General features: G+C 33.1%; 16 protein-coding genes and 1 tRNA gene. 6 read left to right on the forward strand and 11 right to left on the reverse strand.

Going from position 1 to position 20225, the window contains the following annotated elements; genetic code table 11:
- Positions 1-32 precede the first annotated feature (32 nt).
- Positions 33-377, reverse strand: a complete 345-nt coding sequence (locus ACM39_RS06460) for a DUF4377 domain-containing protein (RefSeq protein WP_053073301.1) — start codon at positions 375-377, stop codon at positions 33-35.
- Positions 378-523: 146 nt separating this feature from the next.
- Between ACM39_RS06460 and ACM39_RS06465 the strand changes: the two genes are divergently transcribed.
- Entirely contained in the window at positions 524-2545 is a 2022-nt protein-coding gene (locus ACM39_RS06465) for a hypothetical protein (RefSeq protein ID WP_048510212.1), read from the forward strand.
- Positions 2546-2686: 141 nt separating this feature from the next.
- On the opposite strand, the gene ACM39_RS06470 is transcribed toward ACM39_RS06465, so the two are convergent.
- Both ACM39_RS06470 and ACM39_RS06475 read right to left on the reverse strand, forming a co-directional pair.
- Positions 2687-3034: a DUF962 domain-containing protein gene (locus tag ACM39_RS06470; RefSeq protein ID WP_048510213.1), complete on the reverse strand. Its 348-nt coding sequence runs from the start codon at positions 3032-3034 to the stop codon at positions 2687-2689.
- A gap of 129 nt (positions 3035-3163) precedes the next feature.
- Positions 3164-4843, reverse strand: coding sequence for an APC family permease (locus ACM39_RS06475; RefSeq protein ID WP_048510214.1), 1680 nt, complete (start codon positions 4841-4843; stop codon positions 3164-3166).
- A gap of 252 nt (positions 4844-5095) precedes the next feature.
- Here ACM39_RS06475 and ACM39_RS06480 point away from each other — a divergent pair, with 252 nt between their 5' ends.
- The 4 genes from ACM39_RS06480 to ACM39_RS06495 all read left to right on the forward strand — a co-directional run bounded on the left by ACM39_RS06480 (position 5096) and on the right by ACM39_RS06495 (position 10985).
- Positions 5096-8059 (forward strand): tetratricopeptide repeat protein, encoded by a 2964-nt coding sequence (locus tag ACM39_RS06480; RefSeq protein ID WP_048510215.1) that lies wholly within the window; start codon positions 5096-5098, stop codon positions 8057-8059.
- A 68-nt stretch (positions 8060-8127) separates the two neighbouring features.
- Positions 8128-9888 carry a TonB-dependent receptor gene (locus ACM39_RS06485; protein WP_048510216.1) on the forward strand — a complete coding sequence of 587 codons (1761 nt, stop codon included), beginning with the start codon at positions 8128-8130 and terminating at the stop codon, positions 9886-9888.
- A 28-nt stretch (positions 9889-9916) separates the two neighbouring features.
- A tRNA-Arg gene (locus tag ACM39_RS06490) sits at positions 9917-9988 on the forward strand.
- 475 nt (positions 9989-10463) lie between these two features.
- Positions 10464-10985, forward strand: coding sequence for a hypothetical protein (locus tag ACM39_RS06495; protein ID WP_048510217.1), 522 nt, complete (start codon positions 10464-10466; stop codon positions 10983-10985).
- A gap of 165 nt (positions 10986-11150) precedes the next feature.
- Here the strand turns inward: ACM39_RS06495 and ACM39_RS06500 are convergent, their stop codons facing one another.
- The 8 genes from ACM39_RS06500 to ACM39_RS06535 form a co-directional block, all read right to left on the reverse strand.
- Entirely contained in the window at positions 11151-11501 is a 351-nt protein-coding gene (locus ACM39_RS06500; RefSeq protein ID WP_048510218.1) for a hypothetical protein, read from the reverse strand.
- Positions 11477-11890 carry a hypothetical protein gene (locus ACM39_RS06505; protein WP_048510219.1) on the reverse strand — a complete coding sequence of 138 codons (414 nt, stop codon included), beginning with the start codon at positions 11888-11890 and terminating at the stop codon, positions 11477-11479. Before ACM39_RS06505 ends, ACM39_RS06500 begins: the two co-directional genes overlap by 25 nt.
- A gap of 9 nt (positions 11891-11899) precedes the next feature.
- Positions 11900-12877, reverse strand: a complete 978-nt coding sequence (locus tag ACM39_RS06510) for a hypothetical protein (RefSeq protein WP_048510220.1) — start codon at positions 12875-12877, stop codon at positions 11900-11902.
- A 3-nt stretch (positions 12878-12880) separates the two neighbouring features.
- Positions 12881-13813, reverse strand: a complete 933-nt coding sequence (locus ACM39_RS06515) for a hypothetical protein (RefSeq protein WP_048510221.1) — start codon at positions 13811-13813, stop codon at positions 12881-12883.
- A 47-nt stretch (positions 13814-13860) separates the two neighbouring features.
- A complete protein-coding gene (locus ACM39_RS06520; RefSeq protein WP_048510222.1) occupies positions 13861-14832 on the reverse strand; it encodes a hypothetical protein in 972 nt (323 codons plus the stop codon).
- Between the two features lie 181 nt (positions 14833-15013).
- On the reverse strand, positions 15014-16699 hold the full coding sequence (locus ACM39_RS06525) for a hypothetical protein (protein WP_048510223.1): 1686 nt from the start codon (positions 16697-16699) through the stop codon (positions 15014-15016).
- A gap of 215 nt (positions 16700-16914) precedes the next feature.
- The gene (locus ACM39_RS06530) at positions 16915-18339 is read right to left on the reverse strand and encodes a helix-turn-helix transcriptional regulator (protein ID WP_131701420.1); all 1425 of its coding nucleotides are present in this window, start codon (positions 18337-18339) and stop codon (positions 16915-16917) included.
- A gap of 553 nt (positions 18340-18892) precedes the next feature.
- Positions 18893-19489 (reverse strand): Crp/Fnr family transcriptional regulator, encoded by a 597-nt coding sequence (locus tag ACM39_RS06535; protein ID WP_185097450.1) that lies wholly within the window; start codon positions 19487-19489, stop codon positions 18893-18895.
- Positions 19490-19777: 288 nt separating this feature from the next.
- Between ACM39_RS06535 and ACM39_RS06540 the strand changes: the two genes are divergently transcribed.
- The gene (locus ACM39_RS06540; protein ID WP_048510225.1) at positions 19778-20203 is read left to right on the forward strand and encodes a low affinity iron permease family protein; all 426 of its coding nucleotides are present in this window, start codon (positions 19778-19780) and stop codon (positions 20201-20203) included.
- Positions 20204-20225: the final 22 nt, after the last annotated feature.

Raw genomic sequence — 20225 nt, forward strand, 5'->3', positions numbered from 1 at the left:
TTCGGAGTTTTTTTTATGTTATAATTTATCGTTTATTTTTTTGTTTTTGACACTTGTCTTATCAGAGTATATTTGATGGAAGAGCCATCAGCCGGAGGATTTTTTATCTTTTCAGTTTTTACCTTTAAAACATATTCATATCCGGGTTCATAAGTAAAACCTTCGATATTGGTATAGAAATTTGTCCATTCAGCAGTAGATGTTTCTTTTACCTGCAGGCATTTCATAGGAGCTGCCCCTGTGCAGTCGGCTGTTTGAGGGCCTACAATGAAAGTTTTTTCATTTAGCGAAGCTCCGGATGAAGCTGTACATTGCGTTACTGCGAATATTGACAAAATTGGGATTATCCCTTTTAAAACTGTTTTAATAGCATTCATGAATCCGATTTTAAAGCTAAGGAGACAATTATTGTGCCGAAGTCTATCTGAGCAGAATGACTGTTTACTCTTGCTTTTTAGTTTTTAATTAATTAATTTGGGTACCCTTAATTTTTTACCAGATAAAACAAATAGTACAATATAATATGGAGGATCAAATTCAATTTGAAAATTACAAAATTCAAAGTCCTGAAGCGTGGGCAGGAAATGTTGAAGATCAGGAACTGATAAATCGTATTAAAGATTCCGGATTTGCAGCAAAACAAATAGATGAAGGAAGGGATTACTGCTATTTTTTAGACAAAAAATATTATACAAGCAATACAGAGAACAGTGAGTATGTCTTTATGGCTTATACGTTAAACGAGCCTGCCAATCTTGAAAGGGCGTCCGTTTCGGATGTAGTAGTAGAGGAAAATGAGGTGTATAATATCCACCGGATTAGTGTTTTGAGAGATGGTATCCTGATTGACAAAATTCCTGATACAAAAATTAAAGTTTTCGACAGTGAAAACCAGAGCAGTGGAGGAATTTTAAGCAGCAATAAAAAAATTAACATTACTATTAAAGATTTAAGGCTTTATGATGTTTTAATTCTGGAAGATTCTCGTTTAAAAGCTTTTACAGAACGTGATTTTTTAAGAAAAGAATTTTCTAAGCATGTCTGGGTGAGTCCTGATAATTATTGGGCATATGGCAGCTTTAAATTTACCTTTATCAATGATCGGAATCAAACGATTGCTTACAAAAAAACATTTTTCAGAGATGAAAAGGGGAATGTTTTGGAACCTGAAATAAGCTATCTGAAAAAAGGAGAGAAATTTATTATTGAAGAGGAAAATTATATTAATCCTGTAGATGCAAGTCGTGAAATTTTTCCTTATATAGATTTTGCAACAGACGCGAACTGGAAAGATTTGTCTAATTATATTGCGCCGATGTATGATAAAATTTTTCATCAATCTACTCTTCCGGAATTCGCTCCGAATTTGGTTGAAAAATTAGATGCAATTACTGAATTAGAAGAAAAACTTCAGTTTGCCATTGAATATGTTCAGAATAATATTTATTATATATTCAATGCTGATGAGATGAACGGGCATAAACCTCAGGAACCGGCTATTACGTTTGAAAATAAACAGGGAGACTGTAAGGCGAAATGTGTTTTGCTAAAATCGATTTTAGATTATATTGGAGTAGACTCTTCGATTGTCCTTGTAAATTTCAACACAGATTTTTATATTAAATACTATCTCCCGTCACTATTGACGTTTAATCATGTCATTGTCAAAATTAATCACAAAGGAGAAGAATATTTTGTAGATGCCACGATTCGTGATGAGTTTGGATTGCTTGAAAACCGCGGATTTATTTACTTTATGCATTATCTGGAAATAAAGCCCAATCAGGAATTGCAGGAAAGAAAGGCTTATAAATATCCTTATTATTGTATAGATGAAAAGGTGGAATTTATCGTTCAAAATATGACAGGTAAGTTAAAGCTAACCACTGTTTATCGGGGGAACCGGGCAAATGCGATGCGAAAATATTTTAAAAATACCAATAAAAGAGAAGTAATTGACAGCTGGAATAACTTTCTGTTTTACAGTTTAAATTATTCGGGAGACAGGAGCGGAACTGATGTCAGAAATATTTTTAAAGATGCATCTATTGACATGATTAGTGATGATAAAAAACTGAATGAATTTAAAATCCAATATACTGCAACAGTTGAAAATCCATATTTTACCGATCCCCAGAAAAATCGTTTTCTGATGTATTTTGATAGAAATGTGATAAAGACAAGTGCACGGGATTTTATACATGCAGATTTGTCTTTCTGGCATAATTTCGACAGTGAAAAATATGAAATTACACTTCAAACTGATCAGAAAATTGATACAGAAGAAAAATATACAGTTCAGGAAAGTACCATTTCAAATCCTTATTTTGAATATAAAAGCCGTAAAAAAATCAATAAAAATGGAGGAACAGTTTATATTGAATACAATCCTTTGGTAAATATTGAAATTCCACAAGATAAGTTTGAAGATTTCAGAGAGGCTCATCATACAGTTGCAGATAGCAATTTTGGATTGGGTATTGATATTATTGAGCCGGGATTAATGAATATGCTGAAGTTTAATTTTAAAAAGAGGTTTAAATAGTTATAGAAATTAAGACTTAGTGAAGATCCTTGTTTTAAACCTATTTTATACCTAAAGTTTTACATAAGTTTCGGCGGGTTTGCTTTGCAAACCCGCCGAAACTGTTTATTAAAAAAAATTAAATTATTTAAAATTTAGTTTTTATATTAAATCATCCAAATTCTTCTTTTCCTTTTTTATTTCCCTAAACTTCTGTTTTCCAATTAATAGTTCAAAAAATAGCCTGAAATCGGAAATTAAAGACCAAAGCGGATATTTAAATGTAGCAGGTTTATTTTTTTCAATTAAAGCATGACTGAACCATGCAAATCCATAACCGAAAATTGGGATATACCATAAAAACCTCTCTTTTCCTGAACTGATCACATAGCCAATGACGAAAAATATAAGAAGAGTCCCTATAAAATGAAAGATTCTTGTTCCCGTTTTGCTGTGCTCGGTAAGGTAAAACTGATAAAATTCGTTATATGTTTTTATTCTTTCAGACATGGCGGTATTAGTTTAAAGATTCATGAATCTTAAAGCAATAAGTTCGCCAATTTTTAGTAAAATGATTAAAAAGAAAAAAGGCAAATTTGAAATTTTCCAAACTTGCCTTTTTATTATTTAAATTATAACTTATTGAAGGTTAGCTTTATTAAGCTTACTGTTTTTATGGCCATAGAAAAAGTAGATGACCAAACCTATTGCAAACCAAATCCCAAACCAGAACCAGTTTTCGTGGCTCATTCCAGTAAGAAGGTATAGACATGAGCTTAAACCAATCAGTGGAATTAATGAAAAATTCTTTATAAAAGTGACTACACAAAGTATCAGGTTAATAATAATAAAGAAGAAAATCGAAGCTCTGAATTCGCCTTCTCTAGGATCTTTCCAGTCTAATAAATTATGGAAAAACTCAGGTTGCAAATAGTAAAAAGCTATTAATCCGCCGATAAAAATTACCGGGAAAATAATCTTGCCATTGATATAAGGAAGGTGGAATCTTCCCTTAATTTTTTCTTTTGCAGGAAGCATCAAAACACCCGCGCAAACCAATACAAATGCGAAAATAGTTCCAATACTGGTAAAGTCTAAGATGAAAGTCTTATCCGTAAACAAGATTGGAACTCCTACTACAATACCTGTAATAATCGTTGCAAATGATGGTGTTTTATATTTTGGATGCACGGTTTGAAATTTCTGAGGCATCAAACCGTCACGGCTCATTGCGTACCAGATTCTCGGCTGTCCCATTTGAAAAACTAAAAGTACTGTTGTAATAGCCACAATCGCGATAAATGAAACGGTAAGCTCCATCCAGGCAATATTTGCATTTCCTTTTTCAAAAATAAATGAAAGTGGGTCACCCACGCCGTCAAATTTTTTGTAATCAACCATTCCGGTTAAAACTAAAGTTAATGCAATATAAATAACTGTACACAATACTAAAGAAATAATCATCCCTTTTGGTAAGGTTTTCTGCGGATCTTTTGTTTCTTCGGAAAGCACGCTTAAAGCATCAAAGCCTATATAAGCAAAGAAAACTCCGGAAACAGCACTCATTACTCCCACAAAACCATTTGGCATGAATGAAGGAGAACCTGTTTCAGGGCTTATTGGAGTCCAGTTTTCTGTGTTGATATATGAAAAACCAACTAAAATAACCAAAACGATTGCCGCTAATTTCAGGATAACTAAAGAGTTGTTGAAATTCTTACTTTCCTTTACCCCGACATAGCATAGCCAAGTAATCAGACCATTGATAACCAAGGCGGGAATATCAACGATAAACTTTAAACCTCCTAATAGTGGTGCAGACTTCCAAGCGTTAAGCAGTTCTTTATTTTCTGAACCATTCATAAAAGCTTTTTTAGCTTCTGTGTAACTACAGGTTAAATAATCAGGAATATGCATTCCTAACCTTTCCAGAAAACTGGTAAAATAATCTGACCATGAAAAAGCAACATAAATATTTCCGAAGGAATATTCCATGATAAGTGCCCAGCCTATAATCCAGGCAATTAATTCCCCAAAACTGGCGTAAGCATAAGTATAGGCAGAGCCCGCAGTTGGGATTCTACTCGCAAATTCTGCATAACAAAGTGCCGTAAAACCACAGGCGAATCCGCATATCAAATATAGCAAAATCACACCGGGACCTCCTCTGAAAACGGCTTCTCCCAAACTGCTAAAACTTCCTGCACCAATAATCGCCGCAATACCAAAAAATACAATGTCCCAAACACCTAAAACCCTTAAAAGGTTGGTAGATGTATCTGTTTCTGAATAGATTTTTCTTCTAAAAAGTTGACTCATTCAATTCTATATTTGATTTGAAAAAAAACAAATGTAATTATTTCTCAGATATAATTCGGATTTTCTTAAGGCTTCTTATGGAAAAGTTAAGAAATCATAAAAAATAATATACTTATCAACAATGTGTTAAAACGCTTGTGTATGCAATATCTTTTCAATATTTTCGTTGATAAATTGTGGATAACTCTTTCCCTTAAATTTAAAATATTTGGCTCTCTATTTGCAGCTTACACATTTTAAAATTTGATATTAATGAAATCAAAAAAAATACTTCTGGCGACTGCAGTGATGTATTTCGGATTTTCCGAAGCTCAGCAGTCTCAATATTTTACACAGAAAGAAAATTACAGATTCAATCTAGCCGAAAATCTTTATCAGACCAAAATATATAATGCTTCCCAATACGAATATGCGAGACAATATTTCTATAATCAGAATTTGTCGCGCTCGAAAAAAGAGGCAGCACAGTTTTTTGATAACGTAATAGGAGTTATTCTTCAGAAAAATCATGCTGAGGAAGGATTAACTGCTTTTATGAAAGAATATCCGAAATCTGCATATTTTGCTCAGGCAAATCTTCCGTTGGCGGATTATTATTTAGCTAAAAAAGATTTTCCAAAAGCATTGGAAACCTTAAAAAAGGTTAATCAATATCAACTTTCAAAAGAAGAAAATACGCAGTACATCTTGAAATTGGGATATGCCAAATTCATGATGGGTGATTCTAAAGGTGCTACAGATGCCTTGGAAGAAGCTTATAAAACTGCTGATGAATCTCAAAAAGGCGACATAGCTTATATGTTAGGGCATCTTTATTATTCGAACAGACAGAATGATAAAGCTTTTCAATATTTTGATTCTGTGAAAGATCAGCCTAAATATTCAAAATTAGTTCGTCCTTATTATGTACAGATGTATTATAATGATAAGGATTATGACAAGGCAATTTCTGAAGGAAATGCTTTGCTTAACGAAAATATTTCTGATTCCTATAAAGCTGAAGTTCACAAGATCATAGGTGAAAGTTATTTTATGAAAAATGATTATACTTCCGCCTATCCTCACTTGAAAGATTACCTGAGCGTACAGCAAAATCCGTCTGAAAATGACCTGTATGAAATAGGATTTGTTGCTGCTCAGCTTAAAAAATATGATGAAGCAGTTTCTTATTATAACCAGTTGCTGAACAGTAATTCTGCTTTAGCGCAAAATGCTTATTATCAGCTTGGAAATGCTTATTTGGCAGTTGATAAAAAACAGGAAGCGCTTTCTGCTTTCCGTTCGTCTTATCAGATGAATTATGATCCAAAGGTTAAAAAGCTGGCTCACGAGCAATATGCAAAGTTAAGCTACGATATTGGTAACCCGTTTGAGAGCGCTTCTACAGTAATCCAGAAATATATTAATGAGAACCCGAACGATGCAAATGGAACTGAAATGAGATCGCTTTTAGTGAAATCTTATTTGTATTCCGGGAATTATAAGGAAACATTAAATGCTATTGACAAGCTTCAAAATTCCACTCCTGAGATTAATAAAGTAGACCAGGAGGTATCTTATCTATTGGGAACTGAAGAATTTAACAAGGGAAATTATGATGAAGCTGAACAATATTTCCTGAGAAGTTTAGCCTTTAATATCAATAAAGAATTTAACAGCAGAGCTTTATACTGGCTTGGGCAGGTATACTATCAGAAAGGGAATTACCCGTCTGCTATTGCTCGTTATGAAAAGTTGCTTAACGAAAATTTCCCTGAAAAACAGCAGTTACCTTATGATTTAGGATATGCATATTTTAAGTCAAAGAAATTTGATCAGGCGGAAACTTATTTTAAGCAATATTTAAAAAACCCGAAACCTGAGTTTAAAAATGACTCAGAGCTTCGTTTGGCAGATATTAATTATGCCAACAATAATCTGAATGAAGCCATTGCCATTTACGATAAGAATGAAGATGCGACAGATTATACTTTATATCAAAAAGCCATGGCTTTAGGATTTAAAGGAGATACTCAGGCGAAAATTACCAACCTTAAAAATTTATTATCAAAATATCCCGGTTCGGAATATTATGACGATGCTCAATATGAAATCGGAACGGCTTATGCGGCTCAGGATGACTTCACGAACTCAAATGATTTCTTCGGAAAAGTCATTAAAACTTCTTCTGATAAAGATTTGATTGCCAATGCTTCTATTTACAGAGCTCAGAACTATATCGACCAAAATCAGAATGATAAAGCTTTATCTGAGTTAAAATCTCTTGGTGAACAATATAAAAATACGGCGTATGCAGAGAAAATTGTTCAGGCTGCAAAACCAATTTTTACGAAAAATGGAGATGTTGCAGGATATGAAAGTTTTGCAAGAAATATAGGTGTGAATGTAGATGCGTCTGAAATTGATGAAATTAACCTGTCTACAGGAAAACAGTATTTTTCTAAAAAAGATTACAAAAACGCGATTTCTTATTACGAAAAATATTTAATGCAAAATCCAATAGGAGAGGGGCTTTATCAGGCTAAATATGAGCTTGGGGAAAGTTATTATCAAACGAAAAATACAACAAAAGCATTACTTGTGTTGCAGGAAGTTGCCAATGTTCAGAATGATTATCAGGACGACGCACAAACTCGTTTAGCACAGATTTATGTAGCTCAAGGTGATAATAATGAAGCTAAAAAGTATCTTGAAAGCATCAAAAACTCTTCAGATGTAAATATTAAAAACTATGCAAACGTAGAATTGATGAAGATTTATGCTGATGAAAAGAATTTTTCTCAAGCCGAAAAATTGGCCGATGCGGTAATTTCAAACAATAAAAACTCTGCTGCTGTAATTGAAACAGCAAAGGTAATCAAAGCGAGAAGCCTGATGAATTCGGGAAAGGACAAAGATGCACAAACAGCTTATACTTCTCTTGAAAAGTCTTCAAATACATCAGTAGCGGCGGAAGCCCTTTATGCAAAAGCATATTATCAAAACAAAGGAAAAGCTTTCAAATCTTCGAACGAAACCATCTTTAAATTAGCCAATAATTATGCATCGGAAGAATATTGGGGAGCAAAAGCTTTGGTATTGATGGCGAAAAATTATGTCGGTTTAAAAGATAATTATCAGGCAAGCTATACATGCGACCAGATTATCGAAAATTATAAAGATTTTCCTGAAATTGTAACGGAAGCAAAAGAGGTTAAAAAACAGATTAAAAAGTAAAAGTAGTAAAAAGGTAGCCGATTTTGGATTTATGAATAGGGTTGCTACATTTTAAATATTGATAAATTATGATGAAATATATTCTTCCAATCATATTTTTAGGGGTTTCGTCTGTGGCGTTTTCCCAAATAAAAGAAGAAAAACTGATTCTTAATAAAAAAAGAGAACCGGAGGTGAAAAAAATCGAAAAGAAGAAAACTTCTGTGGAAACTATTAAAAATTATCCGCCGGAAGAGAAATCTCAGAATCCTGTAAAGTATAATATTACAGATGTTCCTGCGGTTTCTGATTTCAAAACTTCGACTATTCAGGGTGAAGATGTGACTCCAAAATTTGAGGGGACTGCACAAGATAACTATTTCCAGTTTGGGATGGGGAATTACGGTAAAATTTTAGCGGATGCCAATATTTCAAAAACATTGGAAAACAAAATTGAAGTAGGGGCGGATGTTCATGTGCTTTCAACTCAAGGTTTAAAAAAGGAATACGCTTGGGATTCTAAACAAAGCAATGCAACAATTGGTGCTTTTCTTAATTCTTACGGCGAAAAAGGAAAATTTAATGTAAATGCTGAATATGGCCTAAATAACTATAATTATTATGGTATTTATGCTTTAGAACCTTCTGCAGATGTTGATTTAAAGCAAAAGGTAAATCAGTTTAAAGTAAATGGTTATTATGATTTTTATTCTAATGAAATTTTGAATGATGTAAGGGTAAAATCATCATTTTTAAAAGATCATTTTGATGCTCAGGAAAATCAGGTTTCTATTTTGGCTAATTTTTCTAAACATGCTGTAGAACTTGGTAAATCTGGAGTTAATTTAAATGCTGATTTAGGTGTTGGCCTGGAAAGTGTAAAAACTGATTTTGCTATCAGAGATAAAAATTCGGCTACATTTTTTAATATGAATCTGGCTCCGAAAGTTACTTTCAGAAAAGGAGATTCATATTTAATGTTAGGTTCTTCATTTTCGTTCTTGAATGCCAAAAATTCAAACGATTTATTGGCTGAACAACTAAAGAATAACAAGACGTATTGGTTTCCGCAGGCAGAGTTTCAATACGCAGCAGCAAATGAATTTAAGTTTTACGGAGGAGTTGACGGAGGTTTGAAACTGAATACATACAGTGACTTGCTTCAGGAAAATCCATTCATCGTTTCTGATCAGTATTTAAAACCAACTGAAACAAAATATCATTTTTATGTAGGTTTAAGAGGGGATATTGATGAAACTTTTAAGTATGATATTTCGGCGGGATATGGAAAAATGCGTGATATTATGTTCTTTAAAGCAAATGACTTGTTTGATAATACCTATTCTCTTAACCGTTCTGCATACAATTTTGCGAATACTTTCTCGGCTATTTATGATGATGGGAATGTAAGTGATATCAAAGGAAGTTTGCAGTATTTCCCCCTGGAAAATTTAATCTTGGACGGAGAAGTGAGGTTCACAAAATATGACCTGAAAAACTACGAAAATATCTATAACGTTCCTTTGTTGAATGCGAGTATTGGAGCCAAATATACGATGCTTGATAAAAAATTATTATTAGGTTTCAAAGGAATCTTTGCAAGTGACAGAACTACGAATTCTTTCGCCATTGAAGGTGTTGGGACTCCAATGATATATCAGTCAACTGAGGATACCAATGATAAAGTTGGAGGCTATGCGGATATAAACCTTTCCGCGGAGTATAAAATTCACAAAAATTTCAGTATTTTTGCGCTCGGAAATAATCTTCTAAGCTCAAAATATCAAACGTACAAAGGATATAAAGTTCTTGGTGCTCAGATTTTGGGAGGAATAAAGATTTCATTTTAATGAAGTAATTTATTATAAATTACTTTCCGGCTGCATAGTTTAATGGATAGAACTTCGGATTTCGGCTCCGACAGTGAGGGTTCGAATCCTTCTGCGGTCACAGTGAGCAAACCCACTCCCACAGTGGGTTTGCTCTTTTAAATTTTTTTGGAAGCGCATTATCAGTAACAATAATAGTAACAATTAATGCGTATGAGAAATCTAAACTTCGGATACAAAAGCTCCGACTTTCTTGTAACCAATTCAAATGATGATTGATCCATTGAGTGCCGGTTTTTACGAACTGGACAGAGAAAAGCCATTTACTTACCGTCGCAGGTTAACCGTTTCAAAACAAAAACAGCTTATTAGGTGGGGATATTGTTATTTTAAGAATTTTCTCTCAACCATTCTCTAAAAGTTTTACACGTACTATACAAATCTTTCCACTTGGCATAATCCTTAATTTTAATAGGTTAATTAAATTACTATCCGGCTACATTGATCATGTATTTTTTATTAACACAAATCGGATAACTATATTCACACATGTAAGATATAATTGCTATTTTTGCTCAAATTAAATTAATTTCTTTATGAAAAAAAATCTTTTACTAATAGCAACATTAATTGCTGCTTTTTCACTTATGAGTTGTACAAATGATTCTTTGTCCTCAAATGAGGATGTTGAAAATAGTACTGTCAAATCAAAAACAGATCAAAATAATGCAAAATCTGGATATTATTTTGAAGGCCAGTTTGTTAAGGTAATTCAAAACGGTGTTTCATTCTACATGTGGGGGTATAAAGGAGAATTAAGGCATATTGATTCACAAGCTACATGGGATGGATTATTCTCATCGAAGCCATTTACTTATACCGTAGGTAGCTTTCAAGAAGCGACAGCTTTGACTGGCTATCCAGTTGGCAGTCCATTGTTTATTGATAACGGATTAATTCGTGATGTTAATAATGGTTACGTTTATTTTAGAGAAGGAAATAAAATTACATACATTACAAGTGAGGCAGCTTTTAATAAGTATCACTTTAGTTGGAATGTAGTGCAAAACGTTACTTCTATAGCGTCTTATGAAAGTGTCTGGCCTCCTTTAGAATAATATTTTAATCGTACAATATATAATCATTAAAATGTCTGAGGGGTTTGATTTTTCCTCAAGAGAAGTCCTTACTTCTGCGGTCACAATAAAAAATAAACAACCCACTGTTTACGGTGGGTTGTTTATTTTTTAGGGTAAAACGTAGCAATATGGATATAAAAAATTTTAAATATTCTCCTTATTATCGATTGGAAACAGTCTTTTCCATTTTGTAATAGTATTTCTGCTGGTCTGAAAATGATAAGCTAACTGTTTATTGTTCAATTTGTTTTTAATCTGGTAATTCAGAATTTCAAGAATAGTTTCTCTGTCATAGGCTTTAAATTTTTGGTTAATTTCTTTAGTTGTTGTATTAAATATGATTGTATTAAGTTTCATTAAATCCATTACAGATAACGTTTTTTTTGACAAAATACTCTGACACTTCTTTTCTTTTTCAGGATATTTTTTATTGATAATATCTGTATAAATTCTTTTATAATCGGGGTGAACTATTTTTTGTACTTTACGAGCCATTTGTATAATGTGGTTTTCGATATCCTGTAATCAGTTATAACTTCTTTTTTTGTTTTTTCACCTGTTTCTATTAATTCTATCATAAAACTTATTATTTCCAGGGGGTAAAAATTTTTTCTAAGATTCAAGGATTTTCCTTTAACTTCTTTCTTTAGATTTTGTTTTGGAGAATACAATACCATGTGTTGAGTATATATTCTAAAAAAATCATATTTCAACAACTCTGACCATTTTAATAAAATATCAGATTCCATGCTCTTACATTGATAAGTTTTCTGAATTTCTTCATTTTCGCATTTAAAAAAATTACATATTTCATGGCTTTCGATTCCAGAATCCTGAACTCTTTGATAAATTAAAGAGCCGATATGAATATTTTTAAAGTTCATTAAAATGCGCTATATTTTTGTCACAATAAAATAATAACTGAAATTGGCTCCTGAAGGAACATTAAAAAAGCATTCACTATGGGTAAACTGATTGGTTTCTCCATTTGCATATTGAAAAAACAAAGCTACTTTCTGATTGGGCTGGGTTGTCGGAAAAGCCACAGTGAGGGTTTGCGGATTTGCAATGCCATAAGAATTTGCATGTGTACTTCCGTCATTATTTCTCATGCCATTCATTAATCCTCTAAAAATTGTATTGGTAGTATATGTATTTCCTGAAGCTGTGGCAAATATGGTATTTACCTGCATTTGTCCTGCCAGCGTATAGTTTTGTGTATTATTATATCTGTCACATCTTGCTGTTCCATAAAATTCAAAAAGATATACTCCCGGCTCAGGAACAATAATATAGTTTACATTACTTGCAGACTGTCCATTGATGGTAGCTGAGGGGTCTGTTCCAAAGGTAAAACCAATTGTATTCCCCTTTAGTCCAGGATCATCTTTAATAGCAAGATTCACGTATTGATTTGTCGTGTACAGTGAAAAACCTCCCGTATTCGTTGTGGTATTGTATGTAGATGGATATGTATTTGCATTTTGATAATACATATACTTTACGGTACCTCCCAAATCTACTCCGTTCCCGTTTGAAGTAACTCCAAAAGTATTGAATGGAGGAGTGAAATCCGTGGGATTAAGTACCGGAAGATTATCGTGTCTTACATTGCTAATACCTTCTGAATTTATATGAAGTACCGCAGTCGGGGGGGATGAGTTTGTATTAATTCCTAAATTTCCCTGATCTGTCATTCTTAAAAGTCTCGCAGACGATGAGTTATTAATATTTAAAGAATTGGTAGCCGCTGTATTTCCTTTTGAAACAATATCGAGTGTAGCGGAAGGGTTTACTGTATTAATCCCAACATTCTGACCAAAAGAAACAGAAAAAGCTGTACAAAAATAGATAGTAACTAATTTTCTCATGTCTTATAATTTTGAAATGATCAAAGTAACTCTCTTATCAAGTCCACTCGGGGCTGAAAGGCTGCAAACATTTGTATTAAACTGATCGCCGGTTCCCCAGTTTACGAAAAAGGCAATTTTCTGGTTTGCGGAAGCAGTCTCTACAACTGAAAAAATATTGTGAGCAAAAGGATAATTGTATGTTCCGGTGGTTGCCAAAATTCCGGTATCCTGTCTTAAAGGAAATGCGTTATATCTTATTGTCGTTAGTTCCTGATAGTTTGTACTTCCCGCTGAAGCCAGATAAATTCCGGTTCCTATTCCTAGAAGGTTATTTCCTCCCGAGCTTGAGGATTTAGTTCCTGTACAGCTTGTGTAATAGTTCAAATTTAATTTATAAATTCCAGGATTAGGAATTGTAATATAAACTACTTGAGATGTTGATACTGTTGTGCCTGAAGTACGTGTCAAAGTAGCTGAAGCATCAAGTCCTCTCGAAACTCCCAGAGGGTTATTAACAATTCCGGTACTGGCAAAAGGTATGCTGTAAAAAATACTGTTATTGTTTAAAGAAAAGTTATTTACAGTCTCCGAAGTATCTATTGTAATATATGAATATGCAACACTCGGGACATAGGTTCCCACATATCCATTTGCATCTATTGCAAGCGGAGAGACACTTCCCGTAAATTGTGGCAGATTTTCATACCGTATTGATCCGTTTGTATGAAGTTTTGCAGTGGGGGCAGTTACGTTTATTCCTACGTTTCCATTATCCAAAACAGTAAGCATTTCTGTTCCGGTGGAATTATTGATTTCAAGAGCTTTTGTTGCACCTGTATTTCCTTTCGATTTAATGTCTAATGTAGCCGAAGGATTTGTCTCGTTGATGCCAACTTGAGCAAAAGTAACCGGTGATAACAATATGCATATGATTTTTATAACTTGCTTTTTCATTCTTAATGTATTTAAAAATTTCGATATATATGTAGTATTAAAGAAAATTATGGGGTAGATAACTGTTGTAGCGAAAAGTTTCTGCTTTCTTTCAATGAGTTCGGCGCTTGAATAGATACACTATTGGTAGGTTTATTAAATGCTCCCCAATTCATGGTTAAATATACCCTATCTCCTGCATCGAGATGAACAATACAGCTTACATTGATGGGGGAATTTCCCTGGGAGGCAGTTTGGTTGTCAAAATTCGCCCTGTTTCCACCGATAATGTTACTTAATGTTGTTCCATTTTTAGTAATATTAAGATTTATCCCGGTAAATGCATCAGTTCCGGTAACGGCTGTTCCGCTTTTAAAATAAGAATAACCTTCTATCTTATAAACTCCAGATTCAATAATCTGCCAATAATCGCCGACATCATTCCAGGTTGCAGAGCCTCCCTGGTTTACAATTATATCGCTGGATGAAAAAGGAATTATCTGAGGATTACTGTTATTAAAATTAGTGAGATCCGTTCCTGTAAACGTAACTGAAGTAGTTGCTCCTAAAGCGGCTATAGTAGGTGTTGCTTTATTGATTAAAAGTGCTGCTTCCCAAGTAGTTCCCGTAAGAGTTCCTTTGCTTATGAACATTGTATATCCGCCTGGCGTAAGTGTCACACTTGAAACTCCTGCTCCAGACTGATTATCTATAAGCTCAGATCCGTTTGCTGAAATAGTAAGTTTTCCTGTTCCTACGTTTTTTATATAATAAATTCGTCCCAGCGTATTTCGTGCAGCAGGAGAAGCTGCAACTGCTGCTGGTAAAGTGAATGTTCCGGCAGAAGAGCCATTGTATGCCATATAAAAATCATTTACTCCAAGTGTCGTTGAAGTAGTTACGCTCCTGTACTGTCCCGCGATAGAACCGTTAATGGTAAGGGTGCTTCCCGGATTTACAGTATTGATACCCACATTTCCATTCTGGGAATAAAGCAGACTGGAAAAAATTGTTAAAATAAAGAAGGATAAATTTTTCATAATAGTGTATTTGTGAAAGTTTAATTTTTTCAATTTAAAAATTGGTATAATCCACGAAGGGGGAATATGGATTATACCTTTAATTCGTCAGTTGTGTATTTAGAACCGTTCAGATTACGTATCATTAATTATTTATATTTGAGAGACTTAGTAATCAATGACTTTCCTTATTTCTTATTTCTTAAAGTATATTCTTATTTTTTGTATCAATTATTTTCTTTAGGTTTTTAATTTCTTTATTTAATTCTATGATGTGTAAATAGAGTTCTTCGATTTTTTCAAGATTCTGAACGGTAAGCGCAGAAATGTCATACGAGTATCCCATTTCGGTTTTTTCCAGTTCCTTTACAGAGGTTATTCCCGGTAAATGATGGTTTTCTTTTACATACTGTTCTACCTGTTCCAATGACTGAAACTGATATTTTTTATTTAAATCCGAATAATTATTAAAATATTTCTGGAATACATAATCAGGATAATTTGCTGAACTGGTTCTTATATTTCCATCAACTCGTAATGTTTCTCCTTTTGCTGAAGGCTGTGTAAATCCTATTCCTACCCAGCCGTTTTTTCTTACTGTGACAGCATTGGCTCTACTGCCTTCAGTACCGATTCCTACTTGAAATATTGTTCCGTCACCAGCCTGTGGGTTTCCTCCGTTTGCTACTACTGCATTATATTTTCCTACTACCATTTCGTTATTAAAAGTTGCAATTGTATTATCTCCCATCGCAACACTTCTTTCAGCTATTGCTCTTGTAGAAACACCAAAAGCGGTGGAGTTGTCACCCGCAGCAGTTGTAGAGTTTCCGAATGCTGTAGAATTTGTACCTGTTGCATTCGTTAAAACCCCAAATGCAGTGGAGTTATTTCCTGATGATTTAGACGAATTTCCAAAAGCCGTAGAGTTATCTCCAGAAGCCAGCGTATCAAACCCAAAAGCAATTGCTCTTGATGAGTTGGCTCTTGTTGAATTTCCAAAAGCCGTAGATCCTGCACCTGACGCGATTGTACCATAACCAAATGCAGTAGAATTAATTCCGGAAGCCGTTGAACCGTTTCCAAATGCTATAGAAGTATCCCCGGAAGCTAAAGTATCATATCCAAAAGAAATAGCACGAAAATCTGTAGCTCTGGAACTATACCCGAAAGCCGTAGAATTCTGTCCCAATGCCGTTGTAGAATTGCCAAATGCTGTTGCATAGTTCCCTAAAGCGGTAGTTCCTGTCCCGAATGCTGTTGAATTTGTTCCTGAAGCTTTTGTATTGTTTCCAAATGTTGTAGAATTCGTCCCGGCAGCTGTTGTCTGATAGCCGAATGATATGGCACGGGCTTCCAAGGCCTTTGTTTCATATCCAAAAGCCGTAGAATTTTGTCCCGATGCCGTTGTAGAATTACCGAAAGCGGTTGCATAATCGCCTGAAGCTGCGGTGGATGAGCCAAAGGCTGTGGCGCTCGTCCCCGAGGCTTTTGTCTGATAGCCATAAGCCACTGCACGGTTGGCTGTAGCTTTTGTATCATATCCAAAGGCAGTAGAGTTTTGCCCGGATGCCGTTGCAGAATTACCAAAAGCGGTTGCATAATCACTTGAAGCCGTTGTAGATGTGCCAAATGCCATTGAACTATTGCCTGAAGAAGATGTTCCGTTACCAAAAGCTGCCGAATTTCTTCCGCTTGCAGTAACTGCATTCCCTACACCTATTGAATTTATGCCAATTTCAGCTGTAGTATTTGCAATTCCTCCCCGAATTGTTCCGTTTACATGTAATGTTGATAATGGTTGTGCAGTGTTAATGCCGACTTTACCACTTTGAGCATAGATAATGCTAAAAGAAATAATCCCTAACGTGGTGATTGTTTTTCTCATTTGTTAAAATAATTTTTTTGTGTGTTTATGTTCAATTTTCAAGCTTAAAATTTTTTCACCGAAATTGATACGCAAAACTACTATTCGAAATAAAAAAACACACACCGCATTTGCACTGCATGTGGCAATTGTTTGATTTTCAATTAAATAAAATGAGGCGGAGTGTAGGTGCAGTGTATGAAAAAATAACTCTTAAAGTAGAGTTATTTTAAATTTTATTGATTTCTTACCCATTGATTAAAATCTATATCCGGAGATAATTCTAACTTTTTACGCAATCTGTATTTCTTGGATTCTACAGTACGGATTGACATATTTCCATATTGGGCAATTTCTTTATTGGAAAAATTCAGTTTCACGTATGCTATAAACTTCATATCATTGAGTGTAAGCTCAGGATATTTTGAAGTCATATTGTTGTAAAATTCTAAATAATATTCTCTAAATTTTACAATAAAAGTGGGATCTCCATTTATGGCGAGTTGAATAATTTCATCGACTGAAATATCCAGCCTTTTCTTCAATATATCTGTTTCCTGCTCTTTTTCGTGAATTGCCTTATTTTGAAGCTTTTGTTTTGTACGGTAAATATTGTAGATAATCAAAACAACTGCAATACTTGTCAAAATAATGGTTAAAATGATGTAGAAAGTTTTGATTTTGTTGTTTTTTTCTTTTTCAGCATGTTGGTTGAGCAATATTTCCATGGGAATATTCAAGGCATTCCGTTGATTTGCGATAAGACTGTCATTGAGGTTAGAATATTTTTGAAGATATTCATTTTCTTTCTGAATATCATTAAGTTTTTTATACGTTTCAGCTATGAGTTTATAGGTATCTCGATCCCTTCCTTTCAATCCGGCTTTTTTAGAAATCTTTAAAGAATTAAAGAAATTTTCCAGTGCTTTGTTATATTCTTTTTTTTCCAGATATAGTTCTCCATAACCTCGAAGCACATTTGATTTACCTTCTACAGAAGCTTTTTGGGCTAAAACTGCTGCTTTATCAAGATAATATTTTGCAGAATCAAATTCCTTGGAAGCCATATGTCTTTCTGCAATTTCTATAAAGAGCATAGGAATGGGTGATTTCATACACTTGCGTTCCATTACATTCGCGGAATCTTTCATACCCATTAATGCAAAGCTGGATCTTTTCCATTCATATATATAATACAATTGTTTATTTTTTATTTTATTATCATCAATTTCTTGGGCATATTGTAAGGCTTCATTAAAACTCATTATTCCTTTTTCATACATTCCCAATCCATAGTAATTTCTACCATACACAATATTTAAGCCTGTGAGCAATTCTTTGTCATTTACTTTCTTAAGTCTGGTATTCGCATATTCTAAGAGCTCAAAACTTTCTTTATTTTTCAGGAGGGCGCATAATGTAGAAGCTATGCTTATATATGCTTTTATTTCTCCTTTATCGTATTTTAATTTTTGTGATTCTTTAATAAGCTTTTTCTCCAATAGGATTTTTCTTTTAAGATCGCCAATATCCTGCAATCTTTTAGCTTCATGGTTTTGTAAACTATCAATTTTCCGGATAGTATATATTTGCGCTTTTGATAATGTGAAGGAAAATAAGAAAAATAAGTATATTTTTCTATAATGTTTGAAATATTTCATAAATATTTAATCATAATTTGTTTAATATGTGTTATTTACAAAAATATACAAAAAATTATGTAGAAATATTATATATATAAAATATTGAATATTGTTACAATAAATTAATAGTAAAATATTCATATTATTAATACATTAATATAAAATGTGCAGAGTTACTGTATATTTTTTGAAAATAACAGATTAAGAAAAGAAAGTCTTCCTAAGAATTAAGATTAAAAAGAAAAGTTGATTTATAGAATCTTACTGGAAAATATAGTAAATGGATTTATTAATTGTATGATTAATAAACTAAGTCTCTCACAAAACAAAAATAGTTGTGGACAAAGTTATAAATTTTTCGTTAAAAAATCTTTAAAAAAATGATTTAGTACAAATGTAAAAGTTACAAGAGAAGAAAATTTTTTTTCTTCTATAAATAAGTAATGATTGTTTTGTATTTTTAATAAAAAATGCAATAGGTACAGGAATATAATTTCTTAAAAACTATCAAAATTCTAAAGTATTTTTTTAATAAATTACTTTGTTGATATTGTATAATTTCACCATTTGATTAGTAAAAAATTTTGCCGTTTTCAATTTTTAATACCTTTTCATTTTCTAATTTTTTCACAGATCTGATTACTGTTTCTACCCGCAGACCGGTCAGATTAGCTATTTGCTGACGGGTAAGGGGAACCTGAAACGAATAGGGTTCATTATAAGAATTGTAATTCTTAAGATAATTCATTATTGTTTTAATCTTAAACAACGGATCTTGCGATGAGTTATTAAATAACATAATATACTTATAATATAATCTGTCTGATAAACATCTGAACATGTTTAATGATACCTCAGGATTTTGACTTAATAAGCTTAAAAAATCATTCTTTGGAAGTTTCAAAATATTACAATTAGTTTTAGCAACAGCATTCATTGGATAAGGTCTATTGTTAAAAAGTAATGACTCACCGAAACTTTGTCCGTCAGAAAGAATGTTTTGAGTAAATTCTTTTCCGTCCTCATGATAGTTGTTTAATTCTACAATACCACTAGCAATTTGAAAATAGAACTTAGGTATACTACCTTCGTGAAAAATGATTTGATTAGCTTCATATTTTTCATAGTTTGCACCATAAGCTAATAATAGATCTTCAGAAATTATCATAATATAGGTTTTATGGTTAAAAAATGAATATTAAGTAAATTGGTTCAATTTTAGATACACAAATTATACCAGACCTGCTTTTTTACATACCACATAATTACCACACAACTGGGATTTATATAATTTGATACCGGATTTTTTTACAAGACAATAAGTAAAAGTTGATGAAAACTTATGATTTTACTCATAAAAATCCATTTTATAGTTGTGTAAATTAGAGTATAAAAATGTTTTTTTTAATGGTAAACTTTTAAATATAATTTTGTATTAAATCAATATATTAATATTATGAAAAAGAATTTTTTTGACAGATTTGCAGATTGGGCCGTATGCTTTACCGGAAGTGCAGGAGCCTTTATAGGAGCCAGTTTATTGGTTGTAATTTGGGCAGCTACAGGGCCTATGTTCAAATTTTCTGAAGTTTGGCAGATGGTGATTAATACAGGGACAACTATTATTACTTTTCTTATGGTATTCCTTATCCAAAAAGCACAGAATAAAGATTCAAAAGCAATCCAGATTAAACTTAACGAACTTATAGCCACTCAGGCGAACGCAAGCAACAGGATTGTGGATATTGAGGATCTGACAGAAGATGAATTGGATGAATTACATAAGTTTTACGAAAAAATAGGTAAATTCCCCACGAAAAAAGTAGAATCGCGTGAAACAAACCCTACTATTGCTGAAAAACATACCCGAGATTATAAGTAATTATTTTGCTCATCCCAATTGT

Origin of the sequence: Chryseobacterium sp. FH2, from assembly GCF_001045455.1 — a bacterium.
Taxonomy (GTDB): Bacteria; Bacteroidota; Bacteroidia; order Flavobacteriales; family Weeksellaceae; genus Chryseobacterium.